24 protein-coding genes are annotated in these 23,875 nt (G+C 46.6%); 11 read left to right on the forward strand and 13 right to left on the reverse strand.

The features are described from left to right. The first annotated feature begins 76 nt into the window (after positions 1-76). From B2U56_RS09610 to nudC, 9 genes are all read left to right on the forward strand, one after another. Positions 77-592 carry a transcription repressor NadR gene (locus tag B2U56_RS09610; RefSeq protein ID WP_213700677.1) on the forward strand — a complete coding sequence of 172 codons (516 nt, stop codon included), beginning with the start codon at positions 77-79 and terminating at the stop codon, positions 590-592. Positions 593-648: 56 nt separating this feature from the next. Beyond that, positions 649-1,659, forward strand: coding sequence for a PTS transporter subunit IIC (locus B2U56_RS09615; RefSeq protein ID WP_286953644.1), 1,011 nt, complete (start codon positions 649-651; stop codon positions 1,657-1,659). 172 nt (positions 1,660-1,831) lie between these two features. Beyond that, positions 1,832-3,469: a sensor domain-containing diguanylate cyclase gene (locus tag B2U56_RS09620; protein ID WP_286953646.1), complete on the forward strand. Its 1,638-nt coding sequence runs from the start codon at positions 1,832-1,834 to the stop codon at positions 3,467-3,469. Positions 3,470-3,531: 62 nt separating this feature from the next. Beyond that, a complete protein-coding gene (locus tag B2U56_RS09625) occupies positions 3,532-4,890 on the forward strand; it encodes an MATE family efflux transporter (protein ID WP_286953647.1) in 1,359 nt (452 codons plus the stop codon). After that, entirely contained in the window at positions 4,887-5,339 is a 453-nt protein-coding gene (locus B2U56_RS09630) for a MarR family winged helix-turn-helix transcriptional regulator (protein ID WP_286953649.1), read from the forward strand. The genes B2U56_RS09625 and B2U56_RS09630 overlap by 4 nt, the downstream gene beginning before the upstream one ends. Before the next feature lie 25 nt (positions 5,340-5,364). Continuing rightward, positions 5,365-6,933 (forward strand): glucan biosynthesis protein G, encoded by a 1,569-nt coding sequence (locus B2U56_RS09635; protein ID WP_286953651.1) that lies wholly within the window; start codon positions 5,365-5,367, stop codon positions 6,931-6,933. 22 nt (positions 6,934-6,955) lie between these two features. Then, positions 6,956-7,294 carry a hypothetical protein gene (locus B2U56_RS09640; protein ID WP_286953653.1) on the forward strand — a complete coding sequence of 113 codons (339 nt, stop codon included), beginning with the start codon at positions 6,956-6,958 and terminating at the stop codon, positions 7,292-7,294. A gap of 19 nt (positions 7,295-7,313) precedes the next feature. After that, complete coding sequence (gene mdoH, locus B2U56_RS09645; protein ID WP_286953654.1) at positions 7,314-9,410, forward strand: glucans biosynthesis glucosyltransferase MdoH; 2,097 nt, start codon at positions 7,314-7,316, stop codon at positions 9,408-9,410. A 34-nt stretch (positions 9,411-9,444) separates the two neighbouring features. Beyond that, positions 9,445-10,242, forward strand: a complete 798-nt coding sequence (gene nudC, locus B2U56_RS09650) for an NAD(+) diphosphatase (RefSeq protein ID WP_273015687.1) — start codon at positions 9,445-9,447, stop codon at positions 10,240-10,242. Here nudC and B2U56_RS09655 read toward each other — a convergent pair. Next, positions 10,206-11,405 carry an HD-GYP domain-containing protein gene (locus tag B2U56_RS09655; RefSeq protein ID WP_013049197.1) on the reverse strand — a complete coding sequence of 400 codons (1,200 nt, stop codon included), beginning with the start codon at positions 11,403-11,405 and terminating at the stop codon, positions 10,206-10,208. The genes nudC and B2U56_RS09655 overlap by 37 nt on opposite strands. A gap of 195 nt (positions 11,406-11,600) precedes the next feature. Here B2U56_RS09655 and tpx point away from each other — a divergent pair, with 195 nt between their 5' ends. Next, positions 11,601-12,116 (forward strand): thiol peroxidase, encoded by a 516-nt coding sequence (gene tpx, locus B2U56_RS09660; RefSeq protein ID WP_013049198.1) that lies wholly within the window; start codon positions 11,601-11,603, stop codon positions 12,114-12,116. A 76-nt stretch (positions 12,117-12,192) separates the two neighbouring features. Here tpx and B2U56_RS09665 read toward each other — a convergent pair whose 3' ends face one another. The 3 genes from B2U56_RS09665 to B2U56_RS09675 form a co-directional block, all read right to left on the reverse strand. After that, positions 12,193-12,492, reverse strand: coding sequence for an OB-fold nucleic acid binding domain-containing protein (locus B2U56_RS09665; RefSeq protein ID WP_013049199.1), 300 nt, complete (start codon positions 12,490-12,492; stop codon positions 12,193-12,195). Between the two features lie 115 nt (positions 12,493-12,607). Beyond that, positions 12,608-12,901 (reverse strand): hypothetical protein, encoded by a 294-nt coding sequence (locus tag B2U56_RS09670; protein ID WP_013049200.1) that lies wholly within the window; start codon positions 12,899-12,901, stop codon positions 12,608-12,610. Between the two features lie 181 nt (positions 12,902-13,082). Continuing rightward, the gene (locus B2U56_RS09675) at positions 13,083-13,514 is read right to left on the reverse strand and encodes an FKBP-type peptidyl-prolyl cis-trans isomerase (RefSeq protein WP_286953657.1); all 432 of its coding nucleotides are present in this window, start codon (positions 13,512-13,514) and stop codon (positions 13,083-13,085) included. Positions 13,515-13,648: 134 nt separating this feature from the next. Here B2U56_RS09675 and deoC point away from each other — a divergent pair, with 134 nt between their 5' ends. Beyond that, complete coding sequence (deoC, locus tag B2U56_RS09680; protein WP_013049202.1) at positions 13,649-14,326, forward strand: deoxyribose-phosphate aldolase; 678 nt, start codon at positions 13,649-13,651, stop codon at positions 14,324-14,326. Positions 14,327-14,361: 35 nt separating this feature from the next. Here the strand turns inward: deoC and B2U56_RS09685 are convergent, their stop codons facing one another. The 9 genes from B2U56_RS09685 to B2U56_RS09725 form a co-directional block, all read right to left on the reverse strand. Beyond that, positions 14,362-15,567: a M20 family metallo-hydrolase gene (locus B2U56_RS09685; RefSeq protein WP_273015685.1), complete on the reverse strand. Its 1,206-nt coding sequence runs from the start codon at positions 15,565-15,567 to the stop codon at positions 14,362-14,364. Further along, positions 15,561-16,484, reverse strand: a complete 924-nt coding sequence (locus tag B2U56_RS09690; RefSeq protein WP_013049204.1) for a dihydrodipicolinate synthase family protein — start codon at positions 16,482-16,484, stop codon at positions 15,561-15,563. Before B2U56_RS09690 ends, B2U56_RS09685 begins: the two co-directional genes overlap by 7 nt. Before the next feature lie 30 nt (positions 16,485-16,514). Further along, entirely contained in the window at positions 16,515-17,801 is a 1,287-nt protein-coding gene (locus B2U56_RS09695) for a TRAP transporter large permease (RefSeq protein WP_013049205.1), read from the reverse strand. A gap of 12 nt (positions 17,802-17,813) precedes the next feature. Then, positions 17,814-18,230, reverse strand: coding sequence for a TRAP transporter small permease (locus tag B2U56_RS09700; RefSeq protein ID WP_286953660.1), 417 nt, complete (start codon positions 18,228-18,230; stop codon positions 17,814-17,816). A 157-nt stretch (positions 18,231-18,387) separates the two neighbouring features. Beyond that, on the reverse strand, positions 18,388-19,410 hold the full coding sequence (gene dctP, locus B2U56_RS09705; RefSeq protein ID WP_013049207.1) for a TRAP transporter substrate-binding protein DctP: 1,023 nt from the start codon (positions 19,408-19,410) through the stop codon (positions 18,388-18,390). A 26-nt stretch (positions 19,411-19,436) separates the two neighbouring features. Continuing rightward, positions 19,437-20,111: an aspartate/glutamate racemase family protein gene (locus B2U56_RS09710; RefSeq protein WP_013049208.1), complete on the reverse strand. Its 675-nt coding sequence runs from the start codon at positions 20,109-20,111 to the stop codon at positions 19,437-19,439. 17 nt (positions 20,112-20,128) lie between these two features. Then, positions 20,129-21,517 carry an allantoinase AllB gene (gene allB, locus B2U56_RS09715; protein WP_286953662.1) on the reverse strand — a complete coding sequence of 463 codons (1,389 nt, stop codon included), beginning with the start codon at positions 21,515-21,517 and terminating at the stop codon, positions 20,129-20,131. Next, on the reverse strand, positions 21,511-22,926 hold the full coding sequence (locus tag B2U56_RS09720; protein WP_013049210.1) for a dihydroorotase: 1,416 nt from the start codon (positions 22,924-22,926) through the stop codon (positions 21,511-21,513). Before B2U56_RS09720 ends, allB begins: the two co-directional genes overlap by 7 nt. After that, complete coding sequence (locus B2U56_RS09725; protein ID WP_286953663.1) at positions 22,911-23,705, reverse strand: IclR family transcriptional regulator; 795 nt, start codon at positions 23,703-23,705, stop codon at positions 22,911-22,913. The genes B2U56_RS09720 and B2U56_RS09725 overlap by 16 nt, the downstream gene beginning before the upstream one ends. Between the last annotated feature and the right edge of the window lie 170 nt (positions 23,706-23,875).

Here is a 23,875-nt window from a genome sequence, read left to right on the forward strand (position 1 = left end):
TTGTAAAGCCCCTTCTGCGAAGAATGTTGCCAATAGGCTATAATATCTGAGTTGACCCATAGGGGGGGAATAAAAAGTGAAGGGACCTGAACGGAGAAAGAGAATTTCTAACATTCTCAATACAAGTCAATCAGCAGTGAAGGGAAACGAGCTTGCGGAAACCTTCAATGTGAGCCGGCAGGTGATTGTTCAGGATATAGCCCTGTTGCGGGCAGAAGGGCATAACATTATAGCAACGCCCCAAGGATATATGATGCTTTCACCACACCAACCCTCCTCACTAAGATCAATTATGTGCAATCATACTGGAATCAAAGAGATGAAAGAAGAACTTGATATTATGGTGGATAATGGAGCCACTGTTATTGATGTCATGGTAGAACATCCCGTATATGGCGAGATAATAGGCAACCTTATGCTCCGAAACCATGAGGACGTGGAAGAGTTCATTGAAAAGGTTATTCAGACAAAGGCGGAACCTTTATCAATCCTGACAAGAGGCGCCCATTTTCACACATTGGAAGTACCTAATGATGCAACGTTTCAAAAGATAATAGTGGCTTTAAAGAAAAAAGGGTACTTGATGGATTGAGTTAAAACCTATATACTCCTTTACAAGTGACAAGACACTTGTAAAGGAGTTGTTCCATGTTGAGCAATAAAAATCTTCGTTCCTACGCTATCAATGTTTTTAATGGAATGGCACTGGGTTTGTTTGCTTCTCTCATTATCGGGCTTATCCTCAAGCAGTTAGGCGCTTTTCTTTCTATTCCCATTCTTGAGCACTTCGGTAAAATAGCACAACTTCTTATGGCTCCGGCTATAGGGGCGGGCGTCGCTCTTAGCGTCAAATCACCGCCATTGGGGGTATTTGCTGCCTCAATTGCTGCAGCAATAGGGGCCGGATCTATCAACTTTACAGACAACGGGGCTATTCTAACTATAGGAGAACCCATGGGAGCCTTGGTGGGGAGCCTTGTGGGAGCAGAAGTCGCCAAGCTCATCGCTGGGAAAACGAAGGTGGATATCGTTCTTGTCCCCGCCGCAACAATCCTCGCCGGGGGGCTGGCGGGATATTTGACCGGGCCATGGATTGCTCAGGGAATGAATTTTTTGGGAGCCCTCATCAACACGGCAACGCGCCTCCATCCATTTCCTATGGGAATTCTTGTTTCTGTACTCATGGGCATTATTCTTACCCTTCCCATTAGCAGTGCCGCTCTCGCCATAGCCCTAGGGCTCAACGGCCTTGCGGCCGGAGCTGCCACAGTAGGCTGCTGCTGTCAGATGATTGGGTTTGCCGCCCAGAGCTACAAGGATAATGGTGTGGGAGGACTTATCTCCCAGGGGCTTGGTACATCCATGCTTCAAATTCCCAACATTATCCGCAATCCATGGATATGGGTTCCTCCCACCCTTGCTTCCGCCATTCTCGGACCAGTAGCCACTATGGTCTTTAAAATGGAAAACAATAAGGTGGGCGCTGGAATGGGAACAAGCGGACTGGTAGGACAATTTGGAACCATAGCAACCATGGGAGGCTCTGGATGGGTGGGAATCGTGATCCTTCACTTTCTACTCCCTGCTCTCCTCAGCACTCTTTTTTGTCTTATTCTGCTGAAGGTTAAAAAGATCCGCCCTGGCGACATGAAGTTATAAAGAACACATACAAGGGGATTCCATCTACCAGGGGGATCCCCTTTTTTATAAAATATATTCAAACCGCAAAAAGATTACCCCCCTTCACATACCTTTTAATTTCATGTATTATTTTTAATAATTTATCATTTTCTTAAAAGAGCAATATTCTTCCTTTCAGGAGTGTGATCCTTTGCCCAATTATACAAATAGCAACCTCTCCACAGAAATGAGAGGGAACATCTTGCGTCGCTCTCTATGGATACTGCCTATTCTCCTGGCAACGATATGGCTCATGGGGCGCTTCTATTCTATGGAAATCGCCCAAGAGCAGGAGCTGCTCGAGAGTCTGGAATACCAAAGCAGCCTCTCACGCCTTGAAATTGCTCGCCAACGTATGGATACCGTCTTTAGCGATCTGTTCTTTTTAAACCACGTAGCAAGCTATGTATGGGTTGACGGCGTATTATCACCTCATGAGCAAGGATATATTGAAAATTTTTTTCGCTCTTTCATCGAAAACAAGGTCTATTATGACCAAATCCGCATTATCGACATGTTTGGACAGGAGTTCATCCATATTGAAAAAAGGGATGGAAGCTCTGTCATTATGCCCCCGCATAAAGGGGATAAGAGCTCAGGGGAACATTGCTTCAATCACTTTATCAAACTAGAAAGAAACCAGGTGTACCTTTCTCCTCTTAATCCTCATCTGAACTATGAAGAGATGGAAGGTTCCTTAAGACCCCTGCTCCATATAGCAACTCCTATTTTTGCAGAAAACAATACTAAGATCGGTGTTTTGATCATCAACTACCTGGCTCGTGATCTGTTAGATACCCTTTATTCCTCTTCTGCCATGGGAAATATTATGCTTCTCAACAAAGATGGTTTCTGGCTGGAAAGTTCGAATCAAAAAATAGAAAAAGAAATACAGACTCAAGAGAACCGAACCTGGAATTTCTTTACCCTTTACCCCGAGGAAGCGAAAACTATTTACTCCCAGAAACAAGGGCAGGTCAAATCTTCAGATGGTCTTTTTACCTTTGCCACCATAGGTCCCCTTGATTCCATGGCTCTTAGCCAGGGAGCCTGTGATTATGAATGGAAGATTGTTTCAATGATCCCTGCTTCTATACTGGAATGGCGTGAAGAGGCCATAAAAAACCGCTTCAGAACCCTTTTAGGCATTGTCGTTCTGATCCTTTCCGTTGCGGTCTTTCTTTTTATAGTGGAATACGAGCGCCGGCAGAAAATACATGTTCACTTGAAAGAGAAGACCCTCGAGCTCGAAAGGGTCAACATGGCCCTTAACGCCATGGTTAAAAAAACTGAACGGGATGCCATGATAGATCCACTGACAGAACTTTGGAACCGCCGGTATATGATTAAGCGCCTTAACGAGGAGGATGCCCGCATCCAGCATACTCAAGGAAGCGCCTCCATCGCCGTCATTGACCTTGGCAATTTTAAAAAGATCAATGATACCTATGGTCATGCCAGAGGGGACAGAGCCCTTGTACAAATAGCCGCTATACTCAGAGAAGGGTTACGACAGACAGATTACGTAGCCCGCACAGGGGGGGACGAATTTCTCATCTATTTTGCAGATCTTCCCTTAACAAAGGCAAAAAAGATTATGGAACGCCTCTATAATCGCATTATGCAGCATAGGTTTGCCGGGGCAAATTCACCTATTTTCGCTGATTATGGTATCGCCCATTGTCCTTCTGACGCAGACAGCCTTGAAGAAACCGTCAAAGTAGCAGATTCGAGGATGTACGCGTTCAAGGTCAACCGAAAGGGACATACAGCAGACACCGAAAAATAGTTGCATATGCAACGAATATCTTCTATACTAATCTCTCGTTTTATAAACATGGAGGGATGAGTATGGAGCGGCGTGAATTACTTGCAAAAGAACGGGTGGGACGGCTGCTTTGGCAGCTCTCCGTCCCCGCAGTTATAGGGATGTTGGTTCAGGCATCCTACAATATAGTCGATGCTATTTTTATAGGCCGGGGTGTGGGGCCTCTCGGTCTTGCGGGAACGACTATTGTTTTTCCCATTCAATTATTAGCCTCATCTCTTGCCGTTACCATTGGGGTAGGAGGCGCTTCCATTATTTCCCGCAGCCTTGGGGCTAAAAAATATGAAAAAGCAAACTGGGCTCTTGGAAACATGGTCTTTCTCTCGTTAATATTCAGCATTACCATTCTCATTACGGGTTCCCTTGCTCAACAGCGTCTCCTTCGTCTTTTTGGCGCGAGTCCTACTATCCTTCCTTACGCTGAAGAATATTTACAGGTCATTTTGATGGGCCTGCCCTTTGTGGGATTTGGCATGTCATTGAACCACGCGGCCCGGTCAGAAGGCAATGCCAGGGTTGCCATGATCAGTATGATCATATCTGCTGTCATGAACATGATATTAGATCCTATCTTCATCTTTGTGCTTAATATGGGCATTCGCGGGGCTGCCATAGCCACCGTGATCTCTCAGATAGCCATGGCCTGCTGGATGGGTTACTATTTTCTGTTATCCGGAAACAGCTTTCTTGTACTTGCCCTTCGCTATGGACAACCCCAATTGGAATACATTAAAGAGATTCTCTCTGTAGGGGCAGCGGAATTTGTACGCATGGCCTCAGGGAGTATGATCATAGTCTTTATCAATAACAGCCTTATCCATTACGGCAGTGATATTTCAGTAGCTGTATATGGCATATTGCATCGGGCACTCTCTTTTTCTTTTCTGCCCATTGTGGGAGTTTCCCAGGGATTACAGCCCATACTTGGCTTCAACTATGGGGCAGGACGGTACGACCGCGCTCGAGATGTCGCACGCCTTGCAATTATAGCCGCATCATGCATTGCCTTTTGTGCCTTTATGGTCGGGATGTTCTTCCCGGAAAAAGTTGTCAGGCTTTTCACTACAGATCTTCTTCTCATCAAAGAAGCAAGTGCTTCTTTGCGTATTGTGATCACGGCCTACTTTCTTGTGGGATTCCAAATTACAGGTTCGTCCATGTTCCAGGCCCTTGGAAAGGCCAGGGCTTCCCTTATTTTGTCTTTGACCAGACAGGTTATTTTCTTTCTTCCCTGCGTGGTTATTCTGCCGCGATTTTTCCATTTAAAGGGCATATGGCTAGCCTTCCCCACTGCGGACGCCCTTGCCTTTCTTGTTACGATAACTCTTGTTTCTCGACAATTAGGAGCTCTCAAAATGGAAAGGGGTGAACAAAACCAATGACCCAGCAACCCCATATCGGCCGGTGGATCTCATGTTTATACAGACAAATGCAATGTCTTTTCGATCGGGCATTTCAACCTCTCGGTCTTGGCTGTGGTAATTACTCTTTTTTGCTGATGCTGCGCCGCCATGACGGGCAAACACAGGAAGAGTTGAGCAATGAACTGGGTTTTGACAAGGGAACAACAGCAAGATCTCTAAAAAAGCTGGAACGCCTTGGATATATTCAAAGAAAACGAAGTAAAATTGATGGTAGAGCGAATCTCGTTTTTCTTACTCTTCAGGGTAAAAATGTGATACCATTCGTTGAGCAAATTTTAGAGGACTTAATGTCCAAAATTCTAGAGGGCATGTCGAAGGAAGAAAAAGAAATGACTTACTCTCTGATCAACAAAATGGCATTAAATGCCCTTTATCTTAGACAGGTTGAAGGAGATCGAACACCATAACAGTCCGAACAAGGGGTGACGTTACATGTTCCTGAGGAGATTTTTGTCTCACCCAAAGAGATATCTCGTAGCACTGATCCTTCTCATCAATATTCTTACAGTTCCTATCCCTCTTTTTTGCGCCGTTCAGGAAGAGGTTGGGCTTGCCTTCGTAAACCACAAGGCAGAAGACCTAGCTTTAAGGCCTTTTGAAGATCCCAGTGGCTCGGTGCCTAAACTCCTCATGGAATTAAACTATGACCAGTGGCGCGATATTCGGTTCCGCTCTGAAAAAACCCTTTGGAAAGAGGAGAAACTTCCTTTTTCCATTCAATTTTTCCATCTTGGCATGTTTTATGACCGGGCAATCCAAATTAATATCGTAGATAAAGGAAAGGCTGAACTGTTTCCTTTTTCTACAGATCTGTTCGATTACGGTAAAAATCAAATAGATCTTAAAAAACTCCCCTCAAATCTTGGGTTCGCTGGTTTTAGAATACATTTTCCTATCAACAGGCCAGGCTATGCTGATGAAGTGGCCGTTTTTCTTGGCGCCAGCTACTTCAGAGCTGTGGCAAAGAATCAGCAATACGGCCTCTCTGCCAGGGGAATAGCTATTGACACTGCCTCTCCTACCGGAGAAGAGTTTCCCTGGTTCAAGGAATTCTGGCTTGTGAAACCAACATCCCGCTCTTCGACCTTAATCGTCTACGCCCTGCTTGATAGCCCAAGCTGCACAGGGGCCTATAAATTTACCATCACGCCGGGAGAAGAGACGCGAATGGATGTTACATGCAACATTTTCAAGCGTAAGGATATTAACAAAATAGGTATCGCTCCTTTCACAAGCATGTTCTTCTATGGAGAAGCCGAAAATGGCCGGCCTGGGGATTTCAGACCCGAGGTGCATGACTCTGACGGCCTTTTAATAGAAACCAACGGAGGGAAATGGATTTGGCGTCCTCTTGCAAACCCCTCCCGCTTACTCATAAGCCAGTATAAAGACGTTGACGTAAAGGGCTTCGGTCTGATGCAAAGAGACTTGAATTTTGATCACTATCTTGACCTTGAAGCTCGTTATGAAAAGCGTCCAAGCTTGTGGATTACCCCCCAGAACGATTGGGGGGAAGGGCATGTGGAGCTTGTTGAAATACCTTCTGATAGCGAGATAAACGACAATATCGTAGCCTATTGGGTTCCCGAACCCAACGGGAAGCTCTCTTTCGCCTACAGCATGAAATGGCTTACTCCCCACATGGATGAAAACAAGCCTGCCCGAGCTGCCCATACCCGCCTCGTCGCAGAAAAAGAAGAAGGGGTCTATCGTTTTATTATTGACTTCGAAGGCAAAGAGCTTAATGCCATACTGGCCGAAACCGGCTTGGCCAGCGATATCACCGTGGAAGGGGATGCCTCCCTTATAGAACGGCAGCTTCTGAAAAACCCTGTAACGACAGGGTGGAGGCTCAGCTTCAAAATAGCTATCCCTGTAGAAAAGCTGAAGAGTATCGTTCCTGACCGGAAACCTATAGTAAAACTTACAGCTTTCCTTAAAAAAGGTGAAAACATACCTGAACCCCTCACTGAAATATGGACCTATGATTTTAGGCCTTAGGTAGGAAAGGGTGAGAGACTGAATGGAAAGTTGGCAAGTGGTAAGAGACCGCATTCTTCTTTATGTACGCGCCATGGATCTTCCGCCTTTTAAAGGGCTGGAATTAGCATTAGATGCCCTCAAGCAATCAGAGGCATCAAGTATAGAGGGAGCTATGGATGCTCTTGAGAACTGCATCGTGAAACAAAAGATCGACCATGGCGTGCGAAATGCGAAAGGGGAGCATATTTCTTCAGTCCCCCCCATGACCAGAGGCACAATGGTATCGAAAAACTTCGATCGCACTCCATGGCTCACGGCCTTGAACAAATTTATTCTGCGATGGGCCCGGAATCTTTTCGGCCCGTCGCGATCCCACTAAAAAACGAGGCACATCTATTATGACCACAAAGCCTGTTGAATTAAAATGGACTCGAGCCGCCAGCTGGAGAAGGATTTTGCTTTTAGCCTGTATTCTTTTCCCCACCATCATGGCAACCCGATACATGGCAGGGATTCTTCCTTATAAAGGGACAACTTTTGTAGAAGCTGCTCTTGTGACGGTCTTTGGCATTCTTTTCGCCTGGATTTCTATTGGATTCTGGACAGCCATGCTCGGTTTCTTTGTATTAATCCGCCAGAAAGACCCCTTTTCATTTTCACAGGCACTGAAGGGGAAATCCCTTTTTATCGAAGACCCTGACGCTCTTACTGCCATTCTTGTCCCCATTTACAATGAAGATGTAAACCGGGTCATGGCAGGAGTGCGGACAACCCTTCAGGAACTGAGAAAGACAAAGCTCGACCACATGTTCCGCATTTTCATTCTTAGCGATACTACAGACCCGGACATCTGGATTCATGAGGAAACTGCATGGCATGAGGTCTGCCGTGAAGAAAACGCCTTCGGTTCGATTTTTTACCGCCACCGCAAGAGCAATGTGAAAAGGAAAAGCGGCAATGTAGCAGATTTTTGCCGACGATGGGGAAAAAGCTACCGCTACATGATCGTCTTCGACGCCGATAGTATCATGGCAGGAGAAACTCTTGTCCGAATGGTACAGGCCATGGAGCTTTATTCTAATGTGGGGATACTTCAAACACCGCCTTCTGCTGTTAAACGACATTCCCTCATCTCTAGAGTGCAACAATTCGCCAACAGGGTCTATGGCCCTGTCTTTGCCGCTGGACTTCATTTCTGGCTTCTTGGCGATGCTCAGTACTGGGGACACAATGCTATCATAAGGGTCGTGCCATTTATGGAACATTGCCAGCTCCCCCGGTTACCTGGAAAGGGGCCCTTGGGGGGAGAGATCTTGAGCCATGACTTCGTAGAAGCTGCTCTTATGCGCCGGGCAGGATTTGGCGTCTGGCTCGCCTATGACCTAAAAGGAAGTTATGAGGAAACACCACCCACCCTGCTTGATGAACTTAAACGCGACCGCCGTTGGTGTCAGGGGAATTTGCAACACCTCAGGCTTATCTTTACCCATGGTTTCTTCCCCGTTCACAGAGCGCTTTTTATAAATGGCGTCATGTCATACGGCTCTGCCCTGCTATGGCTTGTCTTTTTGATCTTAAGCTCTATTGAGGCTGTAGCAGAGGTAATCATTGAACCGAAATATTTCCCTTCAGCTGGGGTGTCCCTCTTTCCTCAATGGCCGGTCTGGTATCCCCAGTGGGCTATTACGCTCTTAGGTTCCACTGCTATAGTTCTCTTTCTGCCTAAATTTCTCAGCGTTGCCTACATTGTTTTTCACGAGAAAAAAGCCCACCTCTATGGAGGGACTTTTCATCTCTGGGCCAGTATGATTTTGGAGACCCTTACTTCTACCCTTCTTGCTCCTATCCGCATGGCATTCCATAGCCGTTTTGTTATTATGACTCTGGCTGGACGGACCACAGGCTGGGGAACACAAACCCGTTCCGATCGAGGCACCACCTGGAATGACGCTTTTCAATATCACATTGATCAAACTCTTGTTGCTTTGCTTTGGGGAAGCATTCTGTATATCTTCAATCCCTCTTTCTTCTGGTGGATGTCGCCTATCCTGGGACCAATGGCCATATCCATCCCTATTTCGGCCCTGACCAGCCGTGTTTCCATGGGGCTAAGGGCTCAGAAGGCCCGTTTGCTCATCACACCGGAAGAAACGGATGAACCAAGGGAGCTCCGTAAGATTGACCAAAATGCGGAAAAGCCATCGTCGTACTTTCCTCTTCCCCTTCCGCTGGAAAAGGGATTTGTACGGGCAGTAGTGGATCCAAAGGTTCTTGACCTCCATACGTCTCTGATTCTTCGCCATCGCATAGCAGCCCCTTCTATCCGCAAACGACGGGAAGACCTCCAGGCAAAGGCGCTGGAGAAAGGACCAGAGGAACTCACATCCAAAGAGAAAATGGAATTATTGAATGACCCTGAACAGCTGCGGGAACTTCACTGTAAAGTCTGGCGCATACCTACGTGGGAAAACGCGGCTCGGTGGGGCATAAAATAAAAGAAGACATTTCAAGAAAGGAAGAGCAGCAACAATGAATGATGAAAACAAGTCGTTCCTATTTATATTTCAGAAGGATAGGGTTCTTGTAAAAAAGAACTCTTTCTTCTCTATACCGACCTTTTCTGAAGGCTGCGATTTCACCCTTCCCTTCATTCGTCAGGGAGATGTTGGCATCCCAAAAGGGAATGGACACCATTGGGCAGAAGTTCCAGAGGGCATACAGGCCCCTCAATCCATGGATTTTGTTCCCTTGAGGGGGCTTTATGAAGGAATAGGAGAAGAGCTTTTTGCCGTGGCAGGGCAGGCTTTTCAAATAATGTACTGGCATCGGACAACCCGCTTCTGCAGTTGTTGCGGCGCCCCCTTGCAGAAACATAAGGTGGACCGTGCCATGGAATGTCCGGCCTGCAATTTTCTAATCTACCCGAGGATATCACCAGTTATTGCGGTAGCAGTGGAAAAAGAGGGGAAGCTCCTCCTCGCCCGAAGCCCCCACTTTCCTCCCAGACGCTATAGCATTTTAGCTGGTTTTGTTGAACCCGGAGAGAAGCTTGAAGAAGCCGTTGCCCGTGAAGTTATGGAAGAAGTTGGTCTGGAGATAGAGCATATTCAATATTTTGGAAGCCAGCCCTGGGCCTTCCCCCACTCCCTCATGATGGGATTTACCGCTCAATGGAAATCTGGCGTCATTCATATTGATGGCAAGGAAATAGAGGATGCTGGCTGGTATACTCCCGAAACGCTGCCTTCCACGCCAACAAAAGCAAGTATTTCCGGTTGCCTTATCTTAAATTATTTAGAGAGATCAAAGGGTTTATCAAAACCTTGAATGGGTAGGGAATCCTTGCGTTTTCCTATGTGATCAAGAGCGATATGAATAAATATATGAGGGTTTTCAGAAAGGTCAACGATAGCATGTTCCTCATATTTGTTTCCCTCTTCGTCTGTTTTAAGAAGCACTCTCGGTTTTGCGGCGTTCTTCTCTCCGGAAGTCAGCACCATTCCAACTCGATTATCTGACAGCTGAACCATGGTTCCCGGCGGGTACATGCCAACAGCGTCAAGAAAGGCCGCTACAATAGTTTTATCAAACTGAGACTCTGCTTCTTCAAGAATAATTGAAACGGCCTTGTGCAAAGGAACTGACCCTTTATAAACACGAACTGTGGTAAGGGCGTCGAATACATCGGCGACAGCCGCAATTCTGGCGGCAAGGGGTATTTCTTCGGCCTTCAGCCCGTAAGGATACCCTGTACCATCCATTCTCTCATGATGAGACTCGATAACAGCAAGAATATTCTCGTTCTTTATGTCAAGCTGCCGGGCTATTTGGGCACCATAGACCGGATGTTTTTTTACTTCCTTGAACTCTTTTTCAGACAAACGGCCAGGTTTGTTCAAAATAGAAAGAGGCAATCTGGCCTTGCCAAGATCATGAAGAAGGCCTCCCGTTGTCACCGCCTTAACCAGTTCTCTGTTTTCAGGGAAAAGGCGGTAGGCTAGAAACCCGCCAAGAAGTGCTACATTAAAAGAATGGACAAAGGTATAATGGTCCTGTTCCCTCACGTTGCCAAGGGAAAGAAGAATGCGTGGATTGCGAATAATACACTGAGCTAAGAGCTTTCCTACCCGCAAAAGAGGAACAAAATACATTTTGGAAGATTCGCCGGCGGCAATGGCAGTAAAAATCTGTTCAACTTCACGAACAGTGTGAAGGGCTAACACTGAATCTGTTGGATCTGAAGGAATCCGGAGGCTTTCGAGAACCTCAAGCACTTCTCCAAGGGCAAAATCCACGCTTTCTTTTACGGTCACATAAGAAATGCCTTGATACTCAAGAGTCGCAGCAAAGGAAAAACGGGAATCGCCCATTTTTGAAAGATTCTTCCCTTTAGGAACTAATAAAGCTCCCCTGGGGGAAAGTACATCTTCAACTATTACACCAGAACAGCAAGGAATATCCCATACCGGGATACGTTGTGCTACGATCATTTCCCATCCTCCGCTTTGAATATTGCGTCATGTCGCCATGTATTTAAAGTATATTAAGTTATTTTTTGGTTATTTTTATTTCACCTGGTTTTTATTTTACACTTTTTTATTTTTTATGCCACTACTTTATCTTAGTACAGTAATTTTTATATGATAAGATTCCTATACCGGCATAAACTATTTGGAGGTGATCATATGGAGAGAACGGGAATTGTTACTATGAAGGGGAAACCTCTCACTCTGATTGGGGAAAGCCTTTCTGTAGGCGATAAGGCTCCGGATTTTGCCGTCTTGGACCAAACCTTGGCTACTAAGACACTAAAAGACTTTGAGGGGCGAATCAAAGTAATTTCTGTAACACCATCACTTGACACCCCTGTTTGCGACCTGCAGATCCACTGGTTCAATGAAGATGCGGCCAACCAGCCTGATGATGTAGCCGTTTTAAACATCTCCATGGACCTTCCCTTTGCCATAAAACGGTTTTGCTCGACGAAGGGAATTGAGAGGGCCGTAGCCCTTTCTGACCACAGAGATGCATCCTTTGGCATGAACTGGGGGGTTTTAATCAAAGAACTTCGTCTTCTTGCCCGGGCCGTTTTCATTGCGGATAAAGATGACGTGATTCGGTATATTGAAATAGTTCCCGAAGCGACCCACGAGCCAGACTATGAAAAGGCCCTCCAGGCCCTCGTAAAAATAATACGATAGATCTGTGTTTCTTTCTCACCACGCCGCATACTCAAACCGAGGGAAGGTCCTTCCCTCGGTTTTCTTTTGCATGCACCTAGCAAATTGTTATTTTTTCGATCTTCTCCACTTGAACATACATCTCGCCACTTCCGGCAGAAGAGCGTATCTTTCCCTCGATGCGAACTGGCGTTCCTTCTTCTTTGTCTCGCAACCATTCCTTAATATCGGAATCGAAGGCCCGCATTAGAAGAAAATCGTGGCGAATGCTCCCGTCTTCCCATGGCGTGTCCTGCCTCACCGAAAAAGCTACATACTTTCCCATACGGCTGATTTGTTCTTGTACACCCTCAATAAAATGTAGTCTTCCCGAAATCTTAACAGTATTTTCAATCATTTTGCCTTTTCCAACCCCTTTACTGGCTTCGTATGGAGAACACATATACCACGAACAGAACTTTTTCGCCAATAGGAGACAAGCCACGAAAAAAGGGAGGCACCGTTCCCCTCCCTTATGCTTCTTCTATTTTCCGAACAAGGACATACATTTCACCGCTGCCAAGTGACGAACGAACATCACCTTCCACCCTTACAGGCGTGCCCTCCTTCCGGCCCAATATCCACAATCGCAGTTCAGGATCATACGCCCGCATAAGCAGAAAATCGCGCCGGGTGCTCCCATCCTCCCAAGGGGTCTCCTGTTTTACCGAGAAGGTCACATACTCACCCAACCTACTTTGAAGAACCCTGTTCCCCTGGACGTGATGCAGAGTCCCGGCCACCGTAACGATGTTCTCCGTCAGCATATGCACATCACTCCTTGTGGCTGGATTTGAGGAAGTCATATTCCTCTTTTTACCTTATGTCTTTACTTTACAATGGAAAATGTTTTGACTCAAGCCCCGGAAATATTCACCTCTGGCTGTAGGGTCTTCTTGTAAAGAAAAAACCCCAAGGGAACGACGTTTTCACCGGGGGCTTTATTTTTTACATTTCAATATCAACAACTGTTATTTCAAAGGTCAGCGCCTTCCCCGCCAGGGGGTGGTTGGCATCGAGAACCATTCCTTTCTCTGTTACGTCTACCACTAGGGCGTTGAACACATGGCCGTCTGGCGTCTGGACCTGCAGTACTTCTCCTGCTTTGGGATTCAAATCTTCTGGTATGTGTTCCGGAGGAACTTCCGCTGTTAAATTGGGGGCATACTCGCCATAGGCCTTGGCTGCCGGGATGGTAACCGTCTTCGTTTCTCCTGCGGACATTCCCAACACTGCCTTGTCAAACCCCTCCACCACCTGGCCAGACCCCACAGTGAACTTCAAAGGATCCCGCCCTTCGGATGTGTCGAACACTGTGCCATCATCTAAGGTGCCCTTATAGTGCACCGCTGCTATATTTCCATTTTCTATTTGAACCATGAGGTCCTCCTCTCGGCTACCCTTTCCTTAAAGGCGCTTTTTTATTCTACATGGACAGGAAGACCCCGTCAAAAGAATAATATTTGCTAAAAATGATATAGTGGATGGGACGAAAAGGGTCAGGAGGGATCATAATGGATTACTGTTCTGTTGCAAGCCTTATTGATAACACATTGTTAAAACAAACAGCGTCTTTTAATGAGATTCTGGCTTTTGTTAAAAAGAGCCTGCCTTACAATTTCAGGACACTTGTCATTCCGCCATTCGCCCTTGAAGAATCTCTTCGCTATTCTTGTTCGGAAAATATCTCATGCCGCTTTTCCGCTGTAGTGGGCTTTCCCCTGGGGTACATCTCCACAGCCCTAAAGTGTCATGAGATTGAAACATATAAAAGCTTCGGCCCCGCCCTTTCCGACATTGATGCTGTTATCAACATCAACTACATAAAGTCTGGAGACTGGCACGCAATTGATAAAGAAATGCAAGAGCTTTGCAAGGCTGCGGAGGGAAAAACGCTTAAACTTATTATTGAGACACCTCTTCTTACCCATGGAGAAATCACCCATGTATGCAAAATAGCTTTAAATCATGAGAATATCCATTTCATAAAGACTGGAACCGGTTTTTCAGGAAAAGATACGTCTATAGAGGAAGTGCGAACAGCAGCGAAAGCCCTTCATGGTCAAAAGGGAATTAAAGTTTCTGGCGGCGTTCGAAGTCTGGAGCACATCCAGGCCTTTCTCGACGCAGGAGCCGCCATCTTTGGATCAAGCGCAGGCATTACTCTTGTTGAAGAGGCCCGAAACAAGTAGTTTCAAGCCTCTTCAACGGTGAGGACTGGATTATATCAGTCTTTGTCATCAAGCTCCAAAAGAGTTTCAAGAAGGGTGTTTGCTCCGCAAATTATATCTTTTGGAGCAGTGGCTTCCTCTTTAGAGTGACTGACCCCTTCAATGCTTGGAACGAAGATCATGCCTGTGGGCACAAAATGAGCCATGGGACTGGCATCATGAGATGCCCCACTGGGTATCAGCTGATGAGAAAACCCGCGCTTCTGAGCAGCTATCTCTATGGCTGAAATAAGGTTCCTGTCAAGTTCTACAGCTGGTTTCTCTACCATAAGCTCCATGGATCCCCGGCAAGAAGGCATTTCCTCAAGAAAAGATCTGAAGGTTTTGGCTACCTTATCTACAACTTCATCCCGCAAGGAACGGAGTTCTAGTATGAAAGACGCTTTTTCCGGGACAATGGGCGCCCCGCCGGGAAATAGAGAGAAGACTCCCACGTTACAGACAAAATCATTCTTTTCCCGCAGCCGTTGCTCTACCCACGTAAACCATCTTGCCAAAAGAAGAGAGGCAGATCTCATGGCGTCACGCCTTTCTTCCATTGGTGTGGTTCCTGCATGATTGGCCTGGCCGCAAATATCGATCTTATAGCGAGTAATACCCACGATACCTGTGGGAATTCCAATGGCAATGTTTCGCCGCCAAAGGATTGGTCCCTGTTCTATATGGAGCTCCAGATAGGCCAGATAATCTTCTTTTTTACCCCGGCTCTTTTCTATCACCTCGTGAGATAAACCGAAAGAAGATAAAATATCATTGGGTACATCCCTGGACACGAGCCCTGTAAAGGCCCTGCTTCCAAAAGTTCCGCCAAGGGGGCCGCCCTCTTCGGCCGTAAATGCCACGACTTCGAGGGGATGACGAAGAGGCCCGCGCTCTTCTCGAATCCTCCGCGAAACTTCTATTCCGGCCAAGATTCCCAAGGCACCATCGTATTTCCCCCCGCCAGGAACAGCATCGAGATGAGATCCGACGAGAAAGCTCTTCGCGCCTTTCTCTTTTCCATCGTATCGGCCAAAGAGATTGCCTACCCCATCAATTCTGGTCTCCATCCCCGCATCGTTCATAAGGGTGTGGAGGTACTCCCTCGCTTCATTATATGAGGCAGAATAGGCTGGTCGATCCATACCTTTTCCAGGAACCCATCCTATTTCACCAAGTTTTTCAAATTCTTTTAAGAAGCGCCCTTCCTGGACGGTTAGCAACCACACTCTCCCCCTTCGACACGGGAGAAAAGGGCTAATGCTTCGTCATATATCCTCCGAATTTCATTTTTCACTTCTTCTGTGGCGGGAAGAATTGGCAAACGTGGATTTCCTCCCCAGTATCCGGCCATTTCCATAGCGGACTTCATGCCTCCGATGCCAAAACGGGCCGTGACAGCAGCATTGAGCTCAAGGAGCCCAAGCTGAAGTTCCCGGGCCTTATCAATCTCCCCTTTGTTCCAGGCATTGTAAATGGCAACGCAATATTCCGGAACAACGTTAGCCACCGCGAGGGTTCCCCCAACACCGCCAAGCATTAGAGTAGGAAGAAGAAAGCTTCCCGACCCGGCAAAAACAGAGAAGTTCTTATTTCTTGTCTTTGCGATAACTTCTGATATCTGCACGATATTTCCGGAACTGTCTTTAATCCCCACAATATTCGGGTGATCGGAAAGGGCGATTGACAGGGAAGAAGGAATATTTACCCCTGCGTTTCCGGGCATGTTGTAAAGCATAATGGGCATGGGGGAGGCATCAGCCACAGCAACGAAGAACTTTTCAAGAGTCTGTGGGTTCATGTCTCTTTTAAAGAAATTCGGCGTGATGACAAGAGCGGCATCCGCACCGGCCCCGGCGCACCGTTTCGTCAGTTCTATGGTATCGCGGAGAGACTCGCATCCCGTTCCAGCAATAATTTTCATTGAGGAAGAAACCGCTTTCCTCGCAGTTTCGACCAACGTCACCTTTTCTTTCATATTTAACATGACAAACTCGCCATTGCTCCCGAGAATAACCAGTCCGGCGAGGCCAGTTTGGCTAAATTTCCGGGCGTTCTCTTCATATTTCTGAAGATCAAGGTTCCCATCACCATCAAAGGTGGTTCCCACTGGGGCAAAAATTCCTCGAATGTCTGACATAATATCGCTTTCCTCCTTATAAGATTTTAGTTATTTAAATATCCAGAGAGGCCAAAGAGAAATAGCCGGAACATAGGTAATGATCAACACCGCTACGAAATTCGCAATAATGAAAGGCATGGCTCCCTTCAAGATGTTTTCGAAAGGTGTTTTCACAATGTTTGCGGCAACAAAGAGGTCTACACCCATGGGAGGTGTCACCATTCCTAAAGCCAGGTTCGCCGTTACGAAAATCCCAAAATGGATGGGATCGATACCAATCTGATTGACAATGGGAAGCAAAAGAGGGACAAAAATAAGAATATTTGAAAGAGTATCAATAAACATGCCTCCCAGCAAGAAAAGGATGTTAAAAAGAATCATGATAATAAACTTATTGGTGGTAACTGAAAAGATCATATTGGCAATCATACCTGGCAGATCTTTCATATAAAGGAATTTTGAGAAGGCACCGGCAGCACCCATAAGAATAATGCACGAAGCTGTGATAACCGCCGCTTCGATCATTGCATTGCAAAGACCTTTAAGGGAAAGTCCACCAGTAACGCCTCCGAGAATTATAGCATAGACAACGGCCACTACCCCTGCTTCGGTGGGAGTAAACACACCGGAATAAATGCCGCCAAGAATAATGATTGGCATGAGAAGGGCATATTTTGCATCCCATATTTTGCCCATGACCCATCCAAAACCTCCATCACGCGGCTCCCCGACATAGTTGCGTTTTTTTGAAATGGTCACGGCCACGATGATAAGCACAATGCCTACCAGAATGCCAGGAAAGACTCCCGCGATGAACATGTCCGTAACCGATACTCCGCTTACTACTCCATAAACAATCATGGGTATGCTTGGGGGGATAAGAACGCCTATGCCGCCAGCTGCGGCAAGAAGGCCGCCGGAAAACCCTTTATCATATCCGCGGGCGTTCATTGCCGGAATCATAATAGCTCCGATAGCCGCCACAGTTGCCGGCCCTGAACCCGAAACGGCCGCAAAGAACATGCAGGCGACCACTGCTGAGATCGCAAGGCCGCCCGGGTAGTCCCCCGAAATGGCTTCTGCAAGATCAGTTAATTTTCGTGATATGCCTCCATTGGACATGAGGGTCCCCGCAAGAATAAAGAAAGGAAGGGCAAGAAGAGTGAAAGAATCTGCCGTTGTTATCATCCGCTGCCCTACCAAAAGCATGACTCTGTCTATACCGCCAACGAGCCACGGAGTGAAGACGAGACAGCTTCCTCCTATAGCAACAGCTACAGGTACGCCAAGGAACAACAGTAGAAACATTGTGCCGAACACATAGAAAAGAAGCATTATGGCCCCTCCTTACATCATCCGGGATTCTTTTTGGGGCCTGAAGAGCGGCAGAATTTCTTTTTGAATAATACGAAATGCCATCAGACCGAAAAAGAATGGACCAAAAACAAAGTACGTCCACGTAGGCAGACCCATGGCCGCAGTAATCTGGGAACTTTTAAACTGCATAGCAGTAATTTTCACAGAATAATGGGTAACCAAAAGACAAAATATAAGAAAAACCGCTGAGGAAAAAACATTCGCCGCTACCAGCAAGCGGGGAGGGAGAATGAGCTTGATAACTTCAACCCTCACATGCTGCAATTTCTTTTCGCACAGCGAAAAACCCACGAGAGAAAGCAGCACAAAACAAACTCTCATCAATTCCTCAGACCATGAATGTACAAAGCTAAAGAGATACCGGGTTATTACCTGTTCTATCCCCACAACGATAATGATGGAAAAAAGAAGAATGGTAATGACTTCTTCCAGATATTTGTCAATTTATTTCAGCGCTTTCACAGCCTTACCCCCTCGAGAACCTTTTCCATGGGGCGGGAGGATATCATGGCCCCTCCCACCCTTTTCTTACTCTGCAGTTCCATTAATTTTGTGGCGGAACCTCTTCAAAATCTTTTTGGAAATCCACTACTTTTTTGTAAAGGTCTTCGCCTATTTCAGGCAGGTATGCGTCATATATAGGCTGTGAAGCTTCGCGGAAGGCCCGACGCTCTTCTGCTGTCAGTTCAATAATTTCAGGAGAACCGGCTGCCTTAAACTCTTCCATAATTGCGCGGTTAGCGGCCAGAACATGTTCCTGGTCCCATTTACAGGCCTCTGTGGCCGCATTTTGGATGACCTCTTTTTCCCTGTCAGACAGGGAATTCCACGTATTCAGGGAAATGACAAGAACCATAGGGTCAAGAACGTGTCCATCCATGGTTATGCATTTCTGAACTTTATCAAAACCCTGGGCTTTGATATTTTCAAAGGGGTTTTCTCCACCATCAATAATTCCCTGCTGCAGAGATGTAAAGACTTCGGAAAATGCCATAGGAATTGCGTTCGCTCCAAGGGCTTTGAAAAGCTCGATGTGAATAGGAGTGGACATGGTCCGTATCTTCATGCCGGCCAAATCCTCAGGGCTCCGAACAGGTTTGTTGCTATGGATATGACGCCATCCCTGGGTCATATATCCAAGGCCTTTAATGCCTTTGTTTTCAAGGGGCTGAATGATTTCCATAGCGATATCGCTGTTAAAGAAAGCAATGCCTGCTTCAGCGCTCTTAAAAAGATAAGGGAGATCGTAGAGAGCGACAGCATTTGTAAAAGGCGCCAACAATCCTGTCGAAATTACCCAAAAATCGGTAACACCAAGCTGAAGCTGTTCAATACCTTCCCTGTTATCTCCCAGAGCCCCGGCTCCCATAACCTTGACTTCGATTTTGCCATCGGAGTATTCATTAACGTACTCGGCAAATTTAACTGATGCCTGGCTGAAGATATTAACCTCTTGCCCTGTATGGCCCAAACTGAGAGTTTTAGCTTCCGCGACTGCCATGTGAGATCCTGCAACAAAGAGCGCCAAAAGAAGACCTGTAATGAGTTTGCACATCTGCCGTTTCATGATAAACCCTCCATTTTCTCTAAAAATTAAAACACCGGATTATAGCGGCGTTTTTTGCTTGTGGAAACACCGTAACGAACCATACCTGATGCTACAATCAGAGCACAGACCACTCCATCAAGCACTGGAACACCAAGTTCTTTTTCCATACTTTTGTCAAGTCCGGCAAAACCGGCACAGCCCAACACGATCACTTCCGCCATATCTTCATCAATGGCCTTCCGTGCCGCTCCCATAAGACGCTGCTCCTCGTTTTTCCCCTCATCTTCCTTTTGAGGTGCTCTTATAGAAGCAAGGTACCCTTCAAGATGATACTTTTCTATAAGAACTCTCTTGTTCGGAATATTGCGTTCCACGGGGGAAATGACAGAAAAACGGTCTCCCAGCATAGTGGCCATTTTCATGGATGCCTCTGCGATACCAACAACCGGCTTGTCACAGATCTCTTTCATTAAGTCAAGGTTCGGATCTCCATGACAGGCGATGACAAAAGCATCGAAATCATCGTTATTATCCCGAATGATCTTCATCATTCCGGAAGCGGCCCTGGCGTGGTCTTCATAGGTTGCAACAAATGGGGAGGACTCGGGTATGTGAAGAGTTACGACCTCGAAATCCCCTTTCGCAAAGCCACAAGCACTTTTATGAATGGCTTCCGTCATTTCTAAACTGCTATTGGGATTGATAATGAGTATTCGCATGAGAGATAGTTTCCTCCTTATTTCTGAGGATAGAGACGCTGTCCCCACCCCTTAGCTTCTGGGTCGACAACGCCATCTTTCATAACCATACGTCCCCGAACAGCTGTATGAAGAGGACGCCCCACAAGTTTCGTACCATTATATTGAACCCCTATGGCCTTGGCATGGGTCAATAGATTCTCATTTGAAACTTCAAAAGGCGTTTTCATGTCAACTACAACAAAATCGGCATCTGCCCCCGGCCGAAGAACTCCTTTTTTCGGAAAAAGGCCAAAAATCCGAGCCGCATTTTCACTCAAAAGCTCCACTGCCCTGGGAAGGGTAAGCCTGCCATCCCGCACCGCCGTCAACATGAGAGGCAATGTAAGCTCAATGCACGGAGAACCTGCGGCGGCAGTGAAAATATCTGTAAGGCCCTTCTCTTTTTCTGAAAGAAGGAAGGGGCTATGGTCACTGCCAATAAAGTCTACTGTTCCGTCGTTAATGTAATCCCAGAGCTTTTTCATAGATTCTTTGCCGCGAAGAGGCGGATTCCCCTTGGCAAAAGGCCCAATTTCTAGTAACTTCTCATCTGAGAGGAAGAGATAATGGGGGCACGTTTCGAGGTAGACTTCCTGTCCCTCGTATTTTGCCTGTTTTACCAGTTCCATTGCTTCAGGAGTGGAGATGTGGGCGAAACTAATTCGAACTCCTGTTTCCCGGGCGAAACGAAGCAGTTTTTCCACTGTCTCAATTTCGGCTATTGGCGGACGGGAAAGAGCATGGTAGGGAAATCCGACTTTCCCTTCCTTGCGAAACTGCTGAATCAGGCGCTGAATAATGTCATTGTTCTCGGCATGAACAGTACAGATCAGCCCTGTTTTCGCCACTGCCTTGAAGCCGTCGAGAATGGCGCCATCGTTGGCCATGGTCAGCCCTCTAAACTCTTCCTCTCTCCCTTCTGGAGCTTCATGAAGAAAAGTCTTAAAGGCGACAATGCCTGCTTCCGCTACCCTGCCAACCTCCTGAGGAAAATCGGCTCCTGCCGCTCCAAAAAAGGCGTAGTCAACCAAGCACTGAGGCTCAGCAGACTTGACCCTCGCCTCGAGGATCTCAGGAGAGTAGGGAGGAGGACATGAAATAGGATGTTCCAGGAACGTAGTTACGCCGCCGTGAGCGGCAGCCCTGGTTTCTGTTTCGAAGTTCCCTCTTTCAGTATGTCCGGGATCCCTTACATGGACATGGGGGTCGACGACCCCTGGAAGTACAGGATTGTTTTCTGCATCGATAACTGTTTCTGCGTCAGGAAGAAGCTCGTTTCGGCAAATAGCAACGATAGTGCCATTCTTAACGGCAATGCCGCCAGAGAAGAGCTCCCCTCCTGTAAATACTTGGGCGTTACGAACGACAAGATCAACTTTTACCATGAGAAACAACTTCCCCTCCTTTGTAATAAAGATGTGTTTATGTATTTCCCCCACCCAGCGCCTGACTCGCAAAGATATCCACGGCTATAGACAAAACGCCCCCTGACCATGGTGTGAAGAACCTTTCCATATAGGGCCTGTCCTTCATAAAGCCTTGCGATCTCTCGGCCATTGGTGAGAAAATCTGATGACTTCACTATAAAAGGTGTTTTTACATCAACGATAATTAAGTCTGCATCGGCTCCGGGCAAGAGGGAACCTTTTTGCGGATGAAGATCAAAAACTTGTGCAGCCTGACGTGATAGGAGATCAACAGCTTTAGCCAAAGAGATTTTTTTCTCTTTCACCGCTGTCATAAGAAGGGGAAGGCGCACCTCAAACCCGACAGAACCTGCTGGTGCGTTAAAAATGTCATCCCATCCCCTTTCTTTTTCTTCAAAAAGAAAGGCCCCATGATCGCTTCCCACGTAATCCACTGTCCCATCAAGTAAAAATGGCCACATTTCTTCTTGATGACATCGAGAGCGAATAGGCGGATTGAATTTTGCGTAAGGACCGTAACCAAGGGCACTCTCTTCATTAAGAAACAGATACTGGGGGCATGTTTCAGCAAAGATGCGCTGCCCTTTTGCCTTGGCCTTCTTGATCATCAAAAGGCTCTCGGGACACGAAACGTGGCAGAAGCTCACTGGAATATTGAGCAAGGAAGCATAGCGGATGATTTTTTCGACTGCCTGAACTTCCGCATGGGGCGGACGGGATAGGCCATGAGCGGCAAAATCTTTTCTTCCCCCGTTACGAAGTGCAGCTGTACATCGCTGGATAATAGCATCATTTTCAGCATGAACGGCAAGGGTAAGACCTGTTTCAGCAACAGCCCTCATTCCTTGCCACAAAGCACCATCATCATCCATGCATGTTCCTCTGAACTCCTGATCCCGTCCTGGCAAGGGAGAGAAGAGGAATGTTTTGAAACCGATAATACCGGCCTCCGCAAGAGCCTTGAAATATTGGGTTTCCCGGCCGGCGGCACCGTAAAAAGCAAAATCTATATAGGATTGAGCGGAGGCTGTATCTATTCGCTTCTGAAGTATTTCCGGACAATACTGGGGAGGGGCGGAAATGGGCATTTCAAAGATTGTGGTAATGCCTCCAGCAGCAGCTGCTGCTGTTTCAGATTGGAAGGTTCCTCTTTGACACATTTCAGGCTCTCGAATGTGTACATGGGTATCGATTCCTCCCGGAAGGACAAGATCTCCGTCCGCATCCATTTCTTTCTTACCGACAATTAAATTATCTTTTCCTATATAGACGATCCGACCCTCATCCACCCCTATGCTCCCGTGAAAAAGGGTGTGGTTATAAAAAATGTTTCCATTTCGGATAACACAATCTACATATTTTTGCATGGCCCTTCAAATCCCCAATCAAGGCGTTTTCGAGCCTCGCAGGCTCCTTGCTGAACAGCAGCAAGAACTCTTTGAATCTTTTCTTCGTCCGCACGATAGTCAGGCAAAACAACGCCAAGGCTTCCGTAACATCGCTCGTAGGGGAAATAAAGAGGAACCGCAATACCCGTAGTCCCTGGGTCAACCTCTCCGGAAGCGATAACGTACCCTTTCTCTCTTCGTTCTTGATAACGTTCTCTCAATTCCTCAATGCACGTTGGAGTTTTGTCTGTATAGACAGGAAGAGGCAGGTCGTGGGAAAGAGTTCTGAAGGCCTCTTCTTCAGGCATGCCAATAAGAACAGCGAATCCGGTAGCCCCTGCGTGAAGTGGAGAACTCTGGCCTACCTGAGATGAGATCATAAGACGTTGAGATGTTTCAACCTTATCGACACAAATGGCCTGATTTCCCATAACCATTGTTAAAATTGATGTTTCCCCCGTAATTTGCGTCAATTTTTCAAGGATGGGATGAACGGCTGTTATGGAGTTCGCATCGGACACAGCCTTTTTGCCAACGGCTATAAGCTTCAACCCAATACGATACTTATCTGTTTCCGGCATACGAAGTAACCACCCTGAAGTTTCAAGGGTAATGACAAGGCGATGAACTGTACTTTTATGGAGTCCTACCAAACGGCTTATTTCAGTGACACCAAGCGGTTCTTCCCGCTGTGCGAAAAGCTCAAGAATACGGAGGGCCCGGATAATTGATTGATTCAGGTATCGATCTTTTTCCATGGTCTTGTCTCCTTTTTTCAAAATATAGGTCAATGTGTCTTGCATAGTAAGACGCTATCTCTATAAATGAAACAATAGCGCTATCATAGCTACTCCTTTCACAATTGTCAATATGACCATATATAAAAAGGGGTTCCCTTTAAAGAGAACCCCTTGCCGTGAAAAGTATT

Source organism: Aminobacterium sp. UBA4987, assembly GCF_002396985.1.
Taxonomy (GTDB): domain Bacteria; phylum Synergistota; class Synergistia; order Synergistales; family Aminobacteriaceae; genus Aminobacterium; species Aminobacterium colombiense.